The sequence below is a fragment of the uncultured Aureimonas sp. genome, from assembly GCF_913775355.1.
In the GTDB taxonomy this organism is placed as follows: Bacteria; Pseudomonadota; Alphaproteobacteria; order Rhizobiales; family Rhizobiaceae; genus Aureimonas.
In genome coordinates this window covers 1-15891 of sequence record NZ_CAJYIU010000005.1, presented here as the reverse complement: position 1 = coordinate 15891, position 15891 = coordinate 1, and the positions used below count along the sequence as shown (strand labels likewise).

At 66.4% G+C, this 15891-nt stretch carries 19 protein-coding genes, 1 tRNA gene and 1 pseudogene; 4 read left to right on the top strand and 17 right to left on the bottom strand.

Features of this window, described 5'->3' with window-relative positions:
- Positions 1 to 458: pseudogene (locus QZ753_RS00480) on the top strand (integrase core domain-containing protein); the annotation flags it as partial.
- Positions 459 to 618: 160 nt separating this feature from the next.
- Here the strand turns inward: QZ753_RS00480 and QZ753_RS00475 are convergent.
- From QZ753_RS00475 to QZ753_RS00440, 8 genes are all read right to left on the bottom strand, one after another.
- Positions 619 to 1155 carry a hypothetical protein gene (locus QZ753_RS00475; protein WP_294640203.1) on the bottom strand — a complete coding sequence of 179 codons (537 nt, stop codon included), beginning with the start codon at positions 1153 to 1155 and terminating at the stop codon, positions 619 to 621.
- A 297-nt stretch (positions 1156 to 1452) separates the two neighbouring features.
- Positions 1453 to 1529, bottom strand: a tRNA-Pro gene (locus tag QZ753_RS00470).
- A gap of 61 nt (positions 1530 to 1590) precedes the next feature.
- A complete protein-coding gene (locus QZ753_RS00465; RefSeq protein ID WP_294640201.1) occupies positions 1591 to 2145 on the bottom strand; it encodes a MerR family transcriptional regulator in 555 nt (184 codons plus the stop codon).
- Between the two features lie 13 nt (positions 2146 to 2158).
- Positions 2159 to 2500, bottom strand: coding sequence for an integration host factor subunit alpha (locus QZ753_RS00460; protein WP_294640199.1), 342 nt, complete (start codon positions 2498 to 2500; stop codon positions 2159 to 2161).
- A gap of 106 nt (positions 2501 to 2606) precedes the next feature.
- Entirely contained in the window at positions 2607 to 3572 is a 966-nt protein-coding gene (locus tag QZ753_RS00455) for a beta-ketoacyl-ACP synthase III (RefSeq protein WP_294640209.1), read from the bottom strand.
- A 2-nt stretch (positions 3573 to 3574) separates the two neighbouring features.
- Positions 3575 to 4660, bottom strand: a complete 1086-nt coding sequence (plsX, locus tag QZ753_RS00450) for a phosphate acyltransferase PlsX (protein ID WP_294640197.1) — start codon at positions 4658 to 4660, stop codon at positions 3575 to 3577.
- Between the two features lie 53 nt (positions 4661 to 4713).
- Positions 4714 to 5274 carry a DUF177 domain-containing protein gene (locus tag QZ753_RS00445; RefSeq protein WP_294640195.1) on the bottom strand — a complete coding sequence of 187 codons (561 nt, stop codon included), beginning with the start codon at positions 5272 to 5274 and terminating at the stop codon, positions 4714 to 4716.
- Positions 5271 to 5819: a ubiquinol-cytochrome C chaperone family protein gene (locus QZ753_RS00440; protein ID WP_294640194.1), complete on the bottom strand. Its 549-nt coding sequence runs from the start codon at positions 5817 to 5819 to the stop codon at positions 5271 to 5273. Before QZ753_RS00440 ends, QZ753_RS00445 begins: the two co-directional genes overlap by 4 nt.
- A gap of 229 nt (positions 5820 to 6048) precedes the next feature.
- Here QZ753_RS00440 and QZ753_RS00435 point away from each other — a divergent pair, with 229 nt between their 5' ends.
- On the top strand, positions 6049 to 6501 hold the full coding sequence (locus QZ753_RS00435; protein ID WP_294640207.1) for an outer membrane protein assembly factor BamE: 453 nt from the start codon (positions 6049 to 6051) through the stop codon (positions 6499 to 6501).
- Positions 6502 to 6572: 71 nt separating this feature from the next.
- On the opposite strand, the gene nusB is transcribed toward QZ753_RS00435, so the two are convergent.
- The 9 genes from nusB to QZ753_RS00390 all read right to left on the bottom strand — a co-directional run bounded on the left by nusB (position 6573) and on the right by QZ753_RS00390 (position 14039).
- Positions 6573 to 7073, bottom strand: coding sequence for a transcription antitermination factor NusB (gene nusB / locus QZ753_RS00430; RefSeq protein ID WP_294640193.1), 501 nt, complete (start codon positions 7071 to 7073; stop codon positions 6573 to 6575).
- A 1-nt stretch (position 7074) separates the two neighbouring features.
- The gene (locus tag QZ753_RS00425) at positions 7075 to 7521 is read right to left on the bottom strand and encodes a 6,7-dimethyl-8-ribityllumazine synthase (RefSeq protein WP_055884337.1); all 447 of its coding nucleotides are present in this window, start codon (positions 7519 to 7521) and stop codon (positions 7075 to 7077) included.
- 104 nt (positions 7522 to 7625) lie between these two features.
- Positions 7626 to 8240 carry a riboflavin synthase gene (locus tag QZ753_RS00420; protein ID WP_294640191.1) on the bottom strand — a complete coding sequence of 205 codons (615 nt, stop codon included), beginning with the start codon at positions 8238 to 8240 and terminating at the stop codon, positions 7626 to 7628.
- On the bottom strand, positions 8186 to 9355 hold the full coding sequence (ribD, locus tag QZ753_RS00415; RefSeq protein WP_367171475.1) for a bifunctional diaminohydroxyphosphoribosylaminopyrimidine deaminase/5-amino-6-(5-phosphoribosylamino)uracil reductase RibD: 1170 nt from the start codon (positions 9353 to 9355) through the stop codon (positions 8186 to 8188). Before ribD ends, QZ753_RS00420 begins: the two co-directional genes overlap by 55 nt.
- A complete protein-coding gene (nrdR, locus tag QZ753_RS00410; RefSeq protein WP_090959777.1) occupies positions 9348 to 9827 on the bottom strand; it encodes a transcriptional regulator NrdR in 480 nt (159 codons plus the stop codon). Before nrdR ends, ribD begins: the two co-directional genes overlap by 8 nt.
- 9 nt (positions 9828 to 9836) lie before the next feature.
- Entirely contained in the window at positions 9837 to 11156 is a 1320-nt protein-coding gene (gene glyA, locus QZ753_RS00405; protein ID WP_090959779.1) for a serine hydroxymethyltransferase, read from the bottom strand.
- Positions 11157 to 11302: 146 nt separating this feature from the next.
- Positions 11303 to 12631: a L,D-transpeptidase family protein gene (locus tag QZ753_RS00400; RefSeq protein WP_294640189.1), complete on the bottom strand. Its 1329-nt coding sequence runs from the start codon at positions 12629 to 12631 to the stop codon at positions 11303 to 11305.
- A 289-nt stretch (positions 12632 to 12920) separates the two neighbouring features.
- Entirely contained in the window at positions 12921 to 13433 is a 513-nt protein-coding gene (locus tag QZ753_RS00395; RefSeq protein WP_055885014.1) for a MarR family winged helix-turn-helix transcriptional regulator, read from the bottom strand.
- Positions 13434 to 13610: 177 nt separating this feature from the next.
- Positions 13611 to 14039, bottom strand: a complete 429-nt coding sequence (locus QZ753_RS00390; protein WP_294640186.1) for a DUF6163 family protein — start codon at positions 14037 to 14039, stop codon at positions 13611 to 13613.
- A gap of 237 nt (positions 14040 to 14276) precedes the next feature.
- On the opposite strand from QZ753_RS00390, the gene hemB reads away from it, so the two are divergent.
- Both hemB and QZ753_RS00380 read left to right on the top strand, forming a co-directional pair.
- Positions 14277 to 15299 (top strand): porphobilinogen synthase, encoded by a 1023-nt coding sequence (hemB, locus tag QZ753_RS00385; protein WP_294640184.1) that lies wholly within the window; start codon positions 14277 to 14279, stop codon positions 15297 to 15299.
- 80 nt (positions 15300 to 15379) lie between these two features.
- Positions 15380 to 15847 (top strand): RDD family protein, encoded by a 468-nt coding sequence (locus QZ753_RS00380; protein ID WP_294640182.1) that lies wholly within the window; start codon positions 15380 to 15382, stop codon positions 15845 to 15847.
- Positions 15848 to 15891 lie beyond the last annotated feature (44 nt).

Sequence of the window (15891 nt, the reverse complement as noted above, 5' to 3'; positions counted from 1 at the left end):
GAGTTCACCCGCGAGTGCCTCGCCATCCGGATCGACCGGAAGCTGAAGTCCGCAGACGTCATCGACGTTCTGTCCGACCTCTTCATCCTGCGCGGCGTGCCGGGACACATCCGTTCCGACAACGTCCCGAGTTCATCGCAAAGGCCGTGCGCGAGTGGATCGCGGCGGTTGGCGCCAGGACCGCCTTCATCGCGCCGGGCAGTCCGTGGGAGAATGGATACTGCGAGAGCTTCAACTCGAAGCTCCGGGACGAACTCCTGAACGGCGAGATCCTCTACAGCCTGGCCGAGGCCCGGATCGTGATCGAAAGCTGGCGCAAGCACTACAACACCCGGCGTCCACACTCGAGCCTGGGCTACCGTCCACCCACTCCTGCCGTCGTGCCGTGGCCGGCTGCGCCACCCCAACCCGCTTCGCCGGCCACCTCAAACGTCGCCGACAAGCCAACCAGGCATTAGATTTGAACCGGGCCACCCAACGGGGGCAGGCCATCCAAATCCAAGAGGAGATCATCGATCTCGATCTCGCGGCTACCCATCGACTCCCCCTTACACGCACACGTCCTAATGAAGGAGTAGCAAGCCTTCGGCGGAGCTTCTACCGGGAAGTGTGACGCATTCAGGTGATCGGGGCGTTTCCCTTGGGCAGGAGCTTCCGAAATGAACGCTCCCAGTCTTCGAACTTGCTCAGAGTGTCTCTTGCGGCGCGCCGGAGTTCCGCAATGTTGTCGCGAGTATGCTGCTCGAATTCGTCTCTGCCGATCTCGTCCTCCGTCGGCACGGATCTCCAATGATAATCTTCAGTACCCTTTCGTCGATCGTAGGCGCCCGAATGCTTCGAGAGAAGCTCGAGGAAATCTCTTCCCGCCGCCACGGCTCTCGCGGCACGGTCCTGCAGGTGTTTATCCTCGAACTCGCAAGCCACCCCCTCCCACCGATAAAAAAGCTTGTCGAGGTCGTCGTCCTCGGTCGATCGGAATGGCGTCCCAAAATCGGCGTCGCGCAGGAGCCGCTGACTTTTCGTGGAGAAGATTTCCCGCAGAAGCGTACCTGCACTGATGTCGCGATCGGAGATACGCTGACTGGAGCCCTCAGCGTGGTACGAAGCGAGCTCGCAATAAATCCATGCGAGAGCGGCGGCAACCGTAGCCGTCATCGGCTCCCAGGGCGTCTCAGCCTTCCAGTCCGATGCTGCCAGCCACGCGACGGCAAAAAGTAAATCACTACGCTGCCGATACGCTGCAACGCCATCATGCTGTTTCCCCTAGGCTAAGAGATCCATCACTCCGGATCACTTCGATTCGGTCGAATCACGCCGATGTCGGACATAAATCGGAAAGGATTTAGCCGGCAGCCGGTGCCGAGGTGTCAAGAAAGTGTCAGGGTGGAATGTGTCACGGGCGGCCCGTCCAGCCTCCCCATTTCCGAAAGCCAGCATTTGCGGGCTTCGTCGTGGTCGGAGCGAGAGGATTCGAACCTCCGACCCCCTGAACCCCATTCAGGTGCGCTACCAGGCTGCGCTACGCTCCGACACGAGCTTCCCTAATCAATGCGCGGGGCGGATGCAAGCGCCAAGGCGTTCGCCGGCCGGTCAACGAACCTGATCGAGCAGCCGCTTCAGCTCCAGAAGTTCGAGAATCACACCGTTGAGGCGATCGACACCGTCGCCCGACAACGCGTTGCCGCCCGTATGGGCAGCGCCGTCGCGGTCGCGCCGCAAGAGATTCGACAAGGGTCCGCGCCGCTGCTCGGGGACCGGATGATCGATCTCGTCCACCGGCAGCTCGTCGACCAGTTCGATGTCGGCTGCGGTGTCGGGCTCGACGCGCTGCCCCTTGCCGGACTGAAGACGATCGAGCCCGGAGAGATCGCCGGCGCCGATCGCCATCACGGCGCGATGTCCGCTTTCCTTGAGGATGCGCTGGACACCCCGGATCGTGAAGCCGCGGACGTAGAGGAGATAGCGGATGCCTTTCAGGAGCTCGACGTCGTCCGGTCGATAGTACCGCCGCCCGCCGCCGCGCTTCATCGGCTTGATCTGCGGGAACCGCGTCTCCCAGAAACGCAGGACGTGGGGAGGCAGATCGAGCTCCTCCGCCGCCTCGCTGATGGTGCGGAACGCGTCCGCGCTCTTCTCGCCGCTCAAGCGCCGACGGCCTTCATTCCGCGGCCTTCAGAGCAGGCTCTTCGTCCGGTCCGCGCGCCTCGTGGGCTTCGAGAATGCGGTCCTTCATGACGTTCGACGGCTTGAAGACGGCCACGCGGCGCGGCGAGATCGGAACCTCTTCGCCGGTCTTCGGATTGCGCCCGACCCGCTCGTTCTTGGCTCGAACGAGGAACGAGCCGAAGGACGAGATCTTGACCGCCTCCCCGCGCGCGATCGTGGTGCAGATCTCTTCCAGGATCGACTCGACCAGATAGGCCGACTCGGATCTGGAAAGACCGATCTTGCGGAAAACCGCCTCGGCGAGATCGGCCCGCGTCACCGTCCTGTCTCCCATGCAAAACCCCTGCTGAAACCGAACCGGAACCCCCGCCCCGAGCGACGACGCGCCTCGGCTAGGCCTCGGAAAATACCGAAAAGAAAGGGTGAATCAAGCGCGCCCGTTACCAGCGGACGACGACGGCGCCCCAGGTAAAGCCACCGCCCATCGCTTCGAGGAGGACGATATCCCCGGCTGAAATTCGCCCGTCGCGAACCGCGGTGTCGATCGCCAGCGGGATCGAGGCGGCCGAGGTGTTGCCGTGCCGATCGACCGTGATCACGACCTTCTCGATGGGAATTCCAAGCTTCTTCGCCGAGGCCTCGATGATGCGCCGGTTCGCCTGATGCGGCACGAACCAGTCGATCTCAGCCGCCGAAAGCGAGAGCGCCTGCAGCGAATCCTCCACGACGTCGGTGATCATCCCGACCGCATGCTTGAAGACCTCGCGGCCCTCCATCCGAAGATGACCGATCGTCCCGGTGGACGACGGGCCGCCGTCCACGAACAGCTTGTCGCCGTGCGATCCGTCGGCGCGCAGGCGCGCGATCAGAACGCCGGGATCGCTCGCCTCGCCCTCTTCGCGCTCGAGGACGACCGCGCCGGCGCCGTCGCCGAATAGAACGCAGGTGGTTCGATCGGACCAGTCGACGATCCGGCTGAAGGTTTCCGCGCCTATGACCAAGGCCCGGCGCGCCATGCCTGCCTTCAGATAGAGGTCGGCCGTCGTCATCGCATAGACGAAGCCGCTGCAGACGGCCTGGATGTCGAAGGCGAAGCCCTTGGTGATTCCAAGCCGGCGCTGGACCTGTGTCGACGATGCAGGAAACGTGTTGTCGGGCGTCGCCGTCGCCAGAATCACGAGGTCGATGTCGTCGGGCACGAGTCCCGCCGCCTCGAGCGCCTTTCGCGCCGCCGCCTCGCCGAGCGAAACCGTGGTCTCGCCCTCACCCGCGATGTAGCGCTGCTTGATGCCGGTCCGCTGCTGAATCCACTCGTCGCTCGTCTCGACGCGCGCCTCGAGGTCCTGGTTGGTCACGACCTGGCGGGGCAGCGCCGAGCCGGTGCCGCGGACGACCGAGCGAAACATGGTCATGGCGCGACCTCTTCCGAACCGGCCGCCTCGGGTTCGAGCGGCACCGAAACCTCGTTCGCGTAGACTCGGCCGAGATCGCTCTCGATCTTGGCGAGCAAGCCGTTGGCGGCCATCGCGTAGGCGACGTCGATCGCCGCCGCCGTGCCTTCGGCATCCGAGCCGCCATGGCTCTTGATGACGACGCCGTTCAGCCCAAGGAAGACACCGCCGTTGACCTTGCGCGGGTCCATCTTGTCGCGCAGCCGGTCGAAGGCGCTCTTGGCGAGGAGATAGCCGAGCTTGGCCATCCATGTGCGCGTCATCGCCGCGCGCAGATACGAGCCGATCTGGCGGGCCGTGCCTTCGGCGGTCTTCAGCGCAATGTTGCCGGTGAAGCCCTCGGTCACCACGACGTCGACGGTGCCCTTGCCGAGGTCCGTCCCTTCCACGAAGCCGCGATAGTCGAGGCCTTCGATCGGCGTCTCCTTCATCAGGCGACCCGCCTCCCGGATATCCTCCTGCCCCTTCACCTCCTCCACACCGATGTTGAGGAGGCCGACCGTCGGGCGGTCGATCTGGAACAGGGCGCGCGACATGGCCGCGCCCATCACCGAAAAGTCGATCAGCTGCTGCGAGTCGGCCCCGATCGTCGCGCCGACGTCAAGCACGATGCTTTCGCCGCGCAGCGTCGGCCAGATGGCGGCGATCGCCGGGCGTTCGATGTTGGCCATGGTGCGCAGGCAGAACTTCGCCATCGCCATCAACGCGCCGGTGTTGCCGGCCGAGACCGCGACGTCCGCCTCGCCGGTCTTCACCGCCTCGATCGCCTTCCACATCGACGACTTGTATCGGCCCTGCCGCAGCGCCTGCGACGGCTTGTCGTCCATGCGGATCGACACGTCGCAATGGTGGAAAGTCGAGCGCTCGCGCAGCTTCGGCAGGCCGTCGAGCACCGGGCGCACGGCGTCCTCCTGCCCGAACAGCACGAAGCGCATGTCGGGGTGACGCTCCAGCGCCGTCTGCGCCCCCGCCAGCACGACGGCGGGACCGTGGTCGCCGCCCATCGCGTCCAGGGCGATCGTAATGGTGCTTTTGGACAACAAAGAGTACCTGCCTTCAGATCGATGCGATGCCCGGACCGGCTCGGCCGACGCCGTCAGCCGCCCGTCGGCTTCAGGCGTCCGAGTGCGGCGAAGGGCGAAACCTTGCCGCCGGACGGATCGGGGTCCGTGTCGAGTTCGGAGAACTCCACGCCGGGCGCCCTTGGATAGGGGTCGAGCGACAGGCCGACAAGCTCTTCGATGAAGGGCCCGAGATCGATCGTATCGCCACGGAACGTTTCGGGAATGTCGGCGCCTTCCGGGTCGAGGTGCAACTCGCCGTCGCCTTCCGGCTCGATGCGGGCAAGCTTCGAGGTCTCGGGAACGAAAATGAGATCCACCGCCTCGTCCACGATCTCCCGAACGGGCTCGAGCGTCACGACGCAGGCCTGATCCAGCGATCCCTTGATCCGCCCTTCCACCACCACGCCGTCGCGCTTCCAGCGGCGAACGAGGAGATCCGCGGTAAGGTCGTTCACCGCCAGGATGCCCAGCCGCTCGGCGACGCCGGCCCGCTCGTCGGCGTTCGTGTCGAGCCGCAGCGGCATTCCAGCCTGCGGCAGGCGGGCGACATGGACGACGAGGCTCAAAGGCGCCTTCGGATCGGCCTTCTTCATGGGGTCTCCGTCTTCGGCGGCTCGAGGAGGCGTCCCGCCAGAATCTGTTCGTTGGCGAGCGCGACGTAGCGGCCTTGCTGCCGGATCATATGGTGCGCCAGCGCTGCGGCCGCATCAGGGCGGCCGCCGACGGCTTCCACGAGGACGGTCCGCGACAGCGCTTCGGCGAGACGTGCCTCGTCGCCCTCGGCCATCGCCGGCTGGCAGTCGCGCACGCGGGTATAGAAGCGGGCTGCGAACTTGCGCATGCGCTTCGGGACGGCGAGGTAGCTGATCCCGATCTCGCGCATGGAATGGTCGATGTCGGTCATGAACCGGTCCACCAAATCCTGCGAGAGCGCCTTCAGGTCCGGCTCGCCCGACATCCGATTGAGGACGGCAATCATCTCCAGCGACAAGGCCTCGAAACGCCCTTCCAGCGTGTCGGGCAGCCCGCCTTCGGTGAAGCGGACCGGATCGCGCGCGGCGGCGACGACCTGATTCCAGAGCTGGTCGACGATCTGCCGGTTGAGGCGATCCCGTCGGAAACGGGCCAGAATTCCCACGTCGTTTTCCCCTGTTTCGGATGCCCGGTTCGCACGCATGCGGCTGGATTGCAACGGTTGGCGGGTTGCTTTACCAAGTCGCAACCTTCAGGGCGGCGGCGGTGCCTCACTTTCCGACCAATCCGCACCTACGGAACGCAAAACCGATTCCCTCGGGAGGAGTAGCATCCGCGTGATCGAGATCCATCGTCCGTTGCGCCGCGTGGTCATGGCGACCAGCGTCGGCGCCATGATCGTTCTGGCAGGGTGCCAGACGGCGGAAGTCTACAACCAGGGTTACATCGTCGACGAGCAGGCGCTGGCGCAGGTTCCCGTCGGCTCGAGCCGCGACCAAGTTCTCCTGGCGCTCGGCTCCCCGTCCACCACCGCGACCTTCGACAACGAGGTGTTCTACTACATCTCGCAGAAGCGCGTCCGCCCGGTCGCCTTCATGAAGCCGCGCCTCGTCGAGCAGCGCATCCTGGCGGTCTATTTCGGACCCGACAACACCGTGCGCAAGATCGCGAATTACGGTCTGCAGGATGGCAGGGTCTTCGACTTCATCTCGCGCACCACGCCGACCGGCGGTCGCGACTCCAGCTTCCTCGGCTCGATCCTGTCCGACGACGGTCCGGGCAAGGGCAACATCCTCGACACGATGGGCGGAATGGGTCGCTCAGGCGGCGTCTCGGCCGGTCGCTGATCGATCTCATGGAAAAAGGCCGGCGATGCCGGCCTTTTTCATGGGCTGTCGAAGCCGACGAAAAGGAGACGTCAGTCGCTTTCCTTCGGGTCCTGCCCCCGGCCCTCGCCGCGCGAACGCCGGGCAACTCGATCGAGCACGGCGTTCACGAGACGCGACTCGTCCTCATCGTAGAAGGCCTTCGCGATATCGACATATTCGCTGACGATCACCGCGACCGGCACGTCCTTGCGAGCCGTGACCTCGTAGGTGCCCGCGCGCAGAATCGCGCGAAGCGTCGTGTCGAGACGCGCCAGCGGCCAGTCGGTCGTCAGCGACGAATGGATGAGCGGGTCGATGAAGGTCTGACCGCGCACGACGCCCGAGACGATGTCGCGGAACCACGCGGCGTCGGCCTCGCGGTAGGTGTCGCCATCGACCTCCTGGCCCAGCCGGAACGCCTCATATTCGGCGACCGTCTCGAGCAGGCCGGTGCCGCCGACGTCCATCTGGTAAAGGGCCTGCACGGCCGCGAGACGGGCGGCGCCACGCTTGTTGGCGGGGCGGAAATTGCGGAGGGCTGCGTCGGCCATGTCAGGCTCCGAGACGCTTGCGGATGGCGATCATGGCGAGCGCAGCCGCGGCGGCGTCGCCGCCCTTGTTCTTGCGATCCGGCATCGCCCGCTCCAGCGCCTGCTCCTCGTTCTCGACCGTCAGGATGCCGTTGCCGATCGCCAGACCCTCGTGAACCGAAAGATCCATCAGCGCCCGGCAGGACTCGTTGGCGACGATGTCGAAATGATAGGTCTCGCCGCGGATCACGCAACCCAGAGCGATGAACCCGTCGTACTCCGTCGCGCCCTCGTCGGCGCCGCTCAGCGCGAAACCGACCACGGCCGGAATCTCCAGCGCGCCGGGAACGGTCACGACGTCGTAGGTCGCGCCTGCCGCATCGAGATGGGCCTTCGCCCCCGCCAGCTGATGGTCCGCGATGTGATCGTAGAACCGGGCCTCAATGATGAGCAGATGCGGAGCGGACATGGTAGCTTTCCAAAACGGGACGGCACGCGATTCAACGACGCGCGGAGCGCCGGGTCATGCGAAGCCAACGAACGGGAACGAGTGGGCGCGGTCGGCCTTCCGAATTACTCGGCCTGTCCGGGCCCGAACAGACGCTCCGCATAGCGTGCAATCTGATCGACCTCAAGGTTCACGTGGTCCCCCTCGCCCTTTTCGCCCCACGTCGTCACCTCCAGCGAGTGGCGGATCAGGAGAACGTCGAAGCGGTGGCCCAAAACGCCGTTGACGGTGAGCGACGTCCCGTCGAGGCAGACCGACCCCTTGGGAGCGATGTAGCGCGACAGTTCCGGCGGCGCTTCGAGGGTGAAGCGCACGGCTTCGCCCTCGTCCTTGCGCGATACGATGCGCGCCTGTCCGTCGACATGGCCGGACACGAGATGCCCGCCGAGTTCGTCGCCGAGCTTCAGCGCGCGTTCGAGATTGATGCGGCTACCCTCCGTCCACTGCCCGGCGGTGGTCAGGCGCAGCGCCTCCTCCCAGGCCTCGACCTCGAACCACGCCGCGTCGGCGCTCGGCTCCGGCAGGCGGGTGACGGTGAGGCAGACGCCGGAACAGGCGATGGAGGCGCCGATCAGGATCGTCGCCGGATCGTAGACGGTCTCGATCCGAAACCGGCGACCTGCACTCAAGGGCTGGACGCTCGCGACGCGCCCGACGTCGGTGACGATTCCGGTGAACATGGCTCGATCCTTTCCCATTCGCTCCAGTCGTCGTCGCCGAACCGCTCGCGGCGGGCAAGACGGAAATTCTTCGGGTCGAGGACGCCGTCCGGCGCCGCCACCCCGCCGGAACCGATCTCGACCGGCGAGCGGATGACGACGACCCGGTCCACGAGTTCGGCATCGAGGAATGCCGCGGCCAGCACCGGTCCGCCCTCGACCATCAGCGTCTGCACGCCGGCAGACGGCATCGCATGGAGGAGACGGCGCAGATCGTCCCGGTCGTAACCCGAGAGGCGCAGGAGCCGGCAACCGGCGCGGCGATAGGGCACCGCTTCCGCACCGTCGGGGTTTCGCGTCGAAGCGATCAGCGTCGGAACGGAGCGGGCCGTCGTGACGAGCTGCGCGTCGAGCGGTAGCCGGAGCTGCGGATCGACGACGATCCGGATGGGCGACCGCCCGGAAAGACCCGGCAGGCGACAGGTGAGGAGCGGATCGTCGGCGACAGCCGTGCCGACGCCGACCATGATCGCGTCGGAGCCCGCCCGCAAAAGATGAACCTGCCGATTGGCGATCCGCCCGCTGATGCCGACCCGCTCGCCGCCCAGCCGGCCGACGAAGCCATCGCGCGAGACCGCCATCTTGAGCGTGACGAACGGACGCCCGAACCGCAGGCGCTGGAGAAACCCCTCGAACGGACGGGTCACGGCCCCCGCGCCGGTCAGGCAACGCACCTCGACGCCCGCAGCGCGCAGGATCTCGACACCGCGCCCGTTGACCCGCGGATCGGGATCGGGCGCCCCCACCACGACGCGGGCGACGCCGGCCTCGACGAGCGCATCGGCGCACGGGCTCGTGCGCCCGTGGTGGGCGCAGGGCTCAAGGGTCACGTAGGCCGTCGAACCGCGCGCCTCGGCGCCGGCGTCGGCCAGCGCAACCCGTTCTGCGTGCGGTCGCCCGCCCCACGCGGTGACCCCGCGGCCGACGACGCGCGCCGACGGCCCCTGCCCCTGAACGAGGAGCGCACCCACGGACGGATTCTCGGCCGTCAGCCCGGAATGGCGCAGCGACAGCCGCCGAGCGGCGGCCATGAAGCGCTCGTCGTCGGCATGCTGCCGGTCCGTCAGGTCAGCCACGGTCTTCCGTCTGGGTTTCCGGCGCCGCAGTCAGTTCGCTGATGATGGATTCGAAGTCGCGCGCTTCGCGGAAGTCGCGATAGACCGACGCGAAGCGGACGAAGGCGACGTCGTCGAAGCCGCGCAGGGCTTCCATCACGAGACGCCCGATGGCCTCGGAGGGAATGTCGGACTCCCCCGTCGATTCCAGCTGGCGCACGATGCCCGAGATCATCCGCTCGACCCTCTCCTCCTCCACCGGCCGCTTGCGCAGGGCGGTATGAATGGACCGGGCCAGCTTGTCGCGCTCGAACGGAACGCGGCGCCCCGATTTCTTGACCACCATCAGGTCGCGGAGCTGCACGCGTTCGAAGGTCGTGAATCGCCCGCTGCAGTCGGGGCAGATCCGGCGCCGGCGGATGGCCCCGCCGTCCTCGGCGGGGCGCGAATCCTTCACCTGGCTGTCCGGCGACCCGCAGTAGGGGCAACGCATGCGGCTGGATCAGCCGAGGTTGGCGTAGATCGGGAAGCGACCGGTGAGCTCCAGCACCTTCTCCTTCACGCGCGCTTCGGTGGCCGCGTTGCCCTCGTCGGAGTTCGAGGACTTGAGGCCGTCGAGGACCTCGACGATCAGGCGTCCGACCTGACGGAACTCTTCCGTGCCGAAGCCGCGGGTCGTCGCCGCGGGCGTGCCGACGCGGATGCCCGAGGTGATCGCCGGCTTCTCCGGGTCGTTCGGCACGCCGTTCTTGTTGCAGGTGATGCCGGCGCGGCCGAGAGCGATCTCCGTCGCCTTGCCGGTCAGCATCTTCGGGCGCAGGTCGACCAGCATCAGATGGGTGTCGGTGCCGCCTGAGACGATGTCGAGGCCGCCCTCGCGCAGCGTTTCGGCCAAGACTTTCGCGTTGTCCGCAACCGCCTTGATGTAGGAGCGGTAGCCCGGCTGCAGCGCCTCACCGAAGGCCACGGCCTTGCCGGCGATGACATGCATCAGCGGACCGCCCTGGAGACCCGGGAAGATCGCCGAGTTGATCTTCTTGGCGATGTCCTCGTCATTGGTCAGGATAAGGCCACCGCGCGGGCCGCGCAGAGTCTTGTGCGTCGTCGAGGTCGCGACGTGAGCATGCGGGAATGGGCTAGGATGCTGGCCACCGGCCACGAGACCCGCGAAGTGCGCCATGTCGACCCAGAGATAGGCACCGACCGCATCGGCGATCGCACGGAAGCGCGCGAAGTCGATGATGCGCGAGTAGGCCGAGCCGCCCGCGACGATGATCTCCGGCTTGTGCTCGTGCGCCAGACGCTCCACCGCGTCGTAGTCGATGAGGCCCGTCGACAGGTCGAGGCCGTACTGCACGGCGTTGAACCAGCGGCCCGACAGGTTGGGCTTGGCGCCGTGCGTCAGATGGCCGCCCGCATCGAGGCTCATGCCAAGGATCGTGGCGCCGGGCTTCGTCAGCGCGAGGAGAACGCCCTGGTTCGCCTGGCTGCCGGAGTTCGGCTGGACGTTCGCGAAACCGCAGCCGAACAGCGCCTTGGCGCGGTCGATCGCCAGCTGCTCGACGACGTCGACGAATTCGCAGCCGCCGTAGTAGCGGCGGCCGGGATAGCCCTCGGCGTACTTGTTGGTGAGGACCGAGCCCTGCGCTTCGAGAACCGCGCGCGAGACGATGTTCTCGGATGCGATCAGTTCGATCTCGTGCTGCTGACGATGCAGTTCGTCGCGCATCGCGCCGAAGAGGTCGGCGTCGACGGCGGCGATGCCGTCGGTGAAGAAGCCACTGTGAGCGGTCGTCGTGTCGAGAACGTGAGCATGCGACATGACCGGTTTCTCCTCGCGTCGGCGGCGCTCGGGGCCGCGATTGGGCGGCGCCTTAACACGTTCCCGCCCGGGGCGCCACCGAGGGGAACGAAACGCGAAAGGGCCCGGCGTCGCCGCCGGGCCCTTTCGGATACGGTTCCCGCCGATCAGTACGGCAGATCGGCGTAGGCCTGTTCGCCCTGCGCGTAGGCCGTCGGCCGCGCGTCGGTCATGACGAGCTGGTCCGCACCGTCGCGGGCGTAGATGTCGTCGCGGAACTGCACCACGGTCGGATCGGTCGCCCAGGCCGTCAGGTAGGTGAAGTGCAGCGGCACCGGGTTGGTGAAGTTCACGTCCTGACGCGTGCGAGCGGCGATCGTCTTCTCGATCGCGGCGCGGTCCCAGCCCGGCGTGTCGCGTGCCAGCCAGACGATCAGGTCGCGCACGTTCTGGACGCGCACGCAGCCCGACGACTCGAAGCGCATCAGCTGGGAGAAGACGCTCTGCTGCGGCGTGTCGTGCATGTACACCGAGTACGGGTTCGGGAAGTTGATCTTCACCGACGACATCGCGTTCATCTTGCCGGGATTCTGGCGGAAGAGGTACTTAACCGCCTCGTCCGTCTGCCAATTGATCGTCTCCGGGGGCACGACGCTGCCGTCCGCCGCGTAGATGATGATGTCGTTGCGCTGCAGATAGGTCGGGTCCTTCTGCATCAGCGGGATGATGTCTTTGCGGACGATCGACGCCGGCGCGTGCCAGTACGGGTTGAGGTTGAGGTTGGTGATCTTCGAATCAAGGATCGGCGTCTGACGGTCGATCTTGCCGACGACCGCCGTGTGGCGCTGCACGACGCGGCCGTTCTCCACCGCCTCAATCGAGGCCGCGGGGATGTTGACCATGACGAAGCGGCCGGGATCGAGCTGGATCGCGGACAGGCGCTGGATGTTCGTGTTGAGCTGCGCCAGACGCACGTCCGCCGGCACGTTCAGCGCCTTGAACGTGTATTCACCGACGGCGCCGTCGGCCGGTAGGCCGTGGCGGGCCTGGAAACGCTTCACCGCCGCGTCGACATAAGTGTCGAAAGCCTGAGAGGCACCGGCCGAGCGGTCGAGATCGCCCGAGGCGACGAGACGCTCGCGCAGGTACGGCACGGCGGCATTCTGCACGCCGAGCTCGAGCTTGCCGCTATCGGGCACGCGCTGCCAGCCGCCGGCCATCGCGATCTGCTGATACTGGCCGACCGCCTGCTGCATGGCCTGCAGCGTGTTCGGCGAGAAGACGGGCTGGTTCGAGGCGACGTTGCGCACGCTCGCCTGCCGCGTGTCGAACTGGTCGTTCCAGCCGCCCCGGTTCGGCGCCGCCAGAACGCCTTCCAGCGCCGACTGCGCGCGCGCAGCTCCGGCAAAGGCCCCTGCCCCCAGCACGGTCGCCGCACCCGCCACGAAACGCCGGCGGCTCATGCGGATGGAACGGTTGTCTGCGCCCTCAGTCATTCTCGAACCCCTTGGCAAGTCTTGCCCACTTGCGCCGCAACATAGGGGCGGCTTGGTAAACCAAAGCGTAACGGGCAATCACGGAAGCGAGTGGGCGCATGCGCCCGTCGCGTGAGGGGTCGAAAGGCCATCGGAATGCGGCGAAAAGGGGGATCGGACGCACGCAAGTTACCCAGACGCCGCGACTTTCCGATGCCGTGTTGCAAAAAGCCCCACGAGCGGAACGACGCTCGCGGGGCTTGGGAGGACCGCGCACTGGAGGACACGCGATCAGCCGATGGAGATGGGCTTACAGGCGATACATGATCGAATCGTTCCAGAACCGGTCGAGGCGCTGCAGAGACTTGTTGAGCTTCTGGAACTCGCCCTCGTCGAGGCCGCCGACCTTGTCGATCGATCCGATATGACGGTCGTAGAGTTCCGCGACGATCTCGGCGACCTCGATGCCCGACTTCGTCAGGGAGACGCGGACGGCGCGGCGATCGACGCGGGAACGCTGGTGGTCGATGAAGCCGAGTTCGACGAGCTTCTTCAGATTGTAGGAGACGTTCGAGCCGAGATAGAAGCCGCGGGTGCGCAGCTCGCCGGCCGTCAGCACCGAGTCGCCGATGTTGAAGAGGAGCAGCGCCTGGACGGCGTTGATGTCGGTCCGACCAGCGCGGTCGAACTCGTCCTTGATGACGTCCAGCAGGCGGCGGTGGAGACGCTCCACCAGTTGCAGCGTCTCTAGGTACAGCATCTTCAGCTCGGGCTTGTCTTCCTTCACAAGCTCTGCAGGGCGCTTGGCGACCGTATTCTTCATGATCGATCCCACTGTTGCTTCCCGAGGTTCTTCATGACCTCGTCTTGTCCTGCAACTTAGGGGCTGCGTCTAAAATTCGTTTTAAAACGCAGGCTTAACGTGGAGTTTAAGCATTCGGAGCGCTTTCGTGCTGAACGCGAGGTGAACGGCGCGACCCGGATTCGACGCGTTTCGGCCTCATCGATCGCGGTGCAGGCGTCGAAGGCGCTCGACCGCGCCGACGATGCGAAGCGCCCCAAGGAGCGCCAGCCCGAAGGCGTGCCCGCCGAGCAGCAGCGGATCGGTGCCGAAGAGGTGCGGGAAGCCCAGCCGCATCACACCCTCGCAGGCGGCGACGAGAATCCAGATCACGCCGCCCCACGACGTCGCGAGCCAGAGCCCGGTGCCGGCCACGGGATAAAGGACGGCCAGCGACGGACACGCGATGCGCCACCACACCGGCATGAGATCGAACCGCCATAGAGGTCCGTCGAAGACACCGATCAGCCGGATCCAGTAGACGAGACCCATGCCGAACATGGCGAGGCCCGCGATGCGGCACAGCCAAACGATCAGCGTCCGATTGAGCGTCTCGTCACGATCCCGTTCGAAGATTTCCAGCGTCATGGATGCCGCAACGGGGCGCCGGTGCGGCAGGGCGCGAACGCAGGGATCGAAGGGGTCATGCAGGGTCCTGACTGAGGCGCGCGCAGGACCTTCAACGGATGCCGCGCGAGGGACAAAGGCTATGCACCTCGCCCCGTGCCGTCAATCGCGCCGGTCCGGCGTGAAATCCAGAGGGGTTGAACAAGGACCGGCGCCGGGGGCATAGCTCTGCCGAATTCGAGACGAAGGAACTTCATCATGGGCGAGCGCACCGCGACGAGCACCCGGATCGACCGGGCCACCGGCGGAACGCGTCTGCGGCGTCTGCGACAGAACGACTGGACGCGGCGCCTCGTCCGCGAGACGGACGTGCGCGTCGACGACCTGATCTGGCCGATCTTCGTGCGCGAAGGCGATGGCGACGCGCATCCCGTCGCCTCGATGCCCGGCGTCTCGCGCCGCTCCGTCGCGGGATGCGTCGAGGCGGCGCGTCGGGCTGCCGACCTCGGCATCCCGGTCGTCGCCCTGTTCCCCTTCACCGATCCGTCGCTGCGCGACGAGACGGGCTCAGAGGCGTTGAACGAGAGCAATCTCGTCTGCCGCGCGACACGCGCGATCAAGGACGCCGTGCCGGAGATCGGCATCCTCTGCGACGTCGCGCTCGATCCCTACACGAGCCATGGGCATGACGGGATCGTGCGGGACGGGGTGATCGTCAACGACGAGACGGTGGACCTTCTCTGCCGCCAGGCGCTGGTTCAGGCGCGCGCCGGATGCGACATCATCGGGCCGTCCGACATGATGGACGGCCGGGTCGCCTGCATCCGCGAAGCGCTCGACGCGGATGGTTTCGGGGACACGATGATCATGTCCTACGCCGCGAAATACGCCTCCGCCTTCTACGGACCCTTCCGCGATGCCGTCGGCTCGGCGGGCGCCCTGCGCGGCGACAAACGCACTTATCAGATGGACATGGGCAACGCGCTGGAAGCCCTTCGCGAAGCGGCTCAGGACATCGCCGAGGGCGCGGACATGATCATGGTCAAGCCGGGACTGCCCTATCTCGATATCCTCGCCCGTCTCGTCGACGAGTTCCGCATGCCGACCTTCGCCTATCAGACGTCCGGCGAGTACGCGACGATCATGGCGGCGGCCCAGAACGGCTGGATCGACGGCGACAAGGCCATGTTCGAATCGCTGCGCGCGTTCAAGCGCGCCGGCGCATCCGGCATCCTCACCTACTTCGCGCCCCGCGTGGCGGAGGCGATCCACAAGGGCTGAGGCGGGATTGCGAAGCCGCCGCCGCGACACCATGTCCTCGACGCGCCGGACGTTCCGGCGGGACAGGAGACGATGACGCGATGGTCGATGCTACGGTTCTCAATGGCGCTCCGACGACATGGCTCGACGAGCCGCGCGCTTACGAGGGCGTGCGATCGCGCCGCATCCTGGCGTTCCTCGTCGACTACACGATCGTGCTCTTGCTCTGCATTCCGGTGATGCTGATCATCGGCGTCCTCGGCGTCCTGACGTTTGGCCTCGGATGGATGCTCTACGGCGCGCTGTTCCCGCTGGTCGCACTGCCTTATGTCGCGTTCACGCTCGGCGGCCGGTCGCAGGCGACGCCGGGAATGCGCCTCTTTGGCATCCGGCTGGAGCGTCTCGACGGACGGCCGACCGACCCGGGGCTTGGTGTCGCGCACTCCGTGCTGTTCTGGGTTGCGGGCGCGCTCACCTCGGGCTTCATCGTGCTCGTCGGCCTCTTCACCGCGCGCAAGCAGCTGATCCAGGATCTCCTGCTCGGGACCGTCGTCGTTCGGCGGCGCTGATGCGACGGCAGGACGCGCGGATTTTTTCGGCCGGGATCGTCAGG

Bases quoted from the DNA above. Each gene is read 5' to 3' on its own strand.
- QZ753_RS00475 (WP_294640203.1), bottom strand. From the start codon at position 1,155: ATGACGGCTACGGTTGCCGCCGCTCTCGCATGGATTTATTGCGAGCTC.
- QZ753_RS00460 (WP_294640199.1), bottom strand. From the start codon at position 2,500: ATGGGAGACAGGACGGTGACGCGGGCCGATCTCGCCGAGGCGGTTTTC.
- QZ753_RS00455 (WP_294640209.1), bottom strand. From the start codon at position 3,572: ATGTTTCGCTCGGTCGTCCGCGGCACCGGCTCGGCGCTGCCCCGCCAG.
- QZ753_RS00445 (WP_294640195.1), bottom strand. From the start codon at position 5,274: ATGAAGAAGGCCGATCCGAAGGCGCCTTTGAGCCTCGTCGTCCATGTC.
- QZ753_RS00435 (WP_294640207.1), top strand. From the start codon at position 6,049: ATGATCGTTCTGGCAGGGTGCCAGACGGCGGAAGTCTACAACCAGGGT.
- nusB (WP_294640193.1), bottom strand. From the start codon at position 7,073: ATGGCCGACGCAGCCCTCCGCAATTTCCGCCCCGCCAACAAGCGTGGC.
- QZ753_RS00425 (WP_055884337.1), bottom strand. From the start codon at position 7,521: ATGTCCGCTCCGCATCTGCTCATCATTGAGGCCCGGTTCTACGATCAC.
- QZ753_RS00420 (WP_294640191.1), bottom strand. From the start codon at position 8,240: ATGTTCACCGGAATCGTCACCGACGTCGGGCGCGTCGCGAGCGTCCAG.
- nrdR (WP_090959777.1), bottom strand. From the start codon at position 9,827: ATGCGTTGCCCCTACTGCGGGTCGCCGGACAGCCAGGTGAAGGATTCG.
- glyA (WP_090959779.1), bottom strand. From the start codon at position 11,156: ATGTCGCATGCTCACGTTCTCGACACGACGACCGCTCACAGTGGCTTC.
- QZ753_RS00400 (WP_294640189.1), bottom strand. From the start codon at position 12,631: ATGACTGAGGGCGCAGACAACCGTTCCATCCGCATGAGCCGCCGGCGT.
- QZ753_RS00395 (WP_055885014.1), bottom strand. From the start codon at position 13,433: ATGAAGAATACGGTCGCCAAGCGCCCTGCAGAGCTTGTGAAGGAAGAC.
- QZ753_RS00390 (WP_294640186.1), bottom strand. From the start codon at position 14,039: ATGACGCTGGAAATCTTCGAACGGGATCGTGACGAGACGCTCAATCGG.
- hemB (WP_294640184.1), top strand. From the start codon at position 14,277: ATGGGCGAGCGCACCGCGACGAGCACCCGGATCGACCGGGCCACCGGC.
- QZ753_RS00380 (WP_294640182.1), top strand. From the start codon at position 15,380: ATGGTCGATGCTACGGTTCTCAATGGCGCTCCGACGACATGGCTCGAC.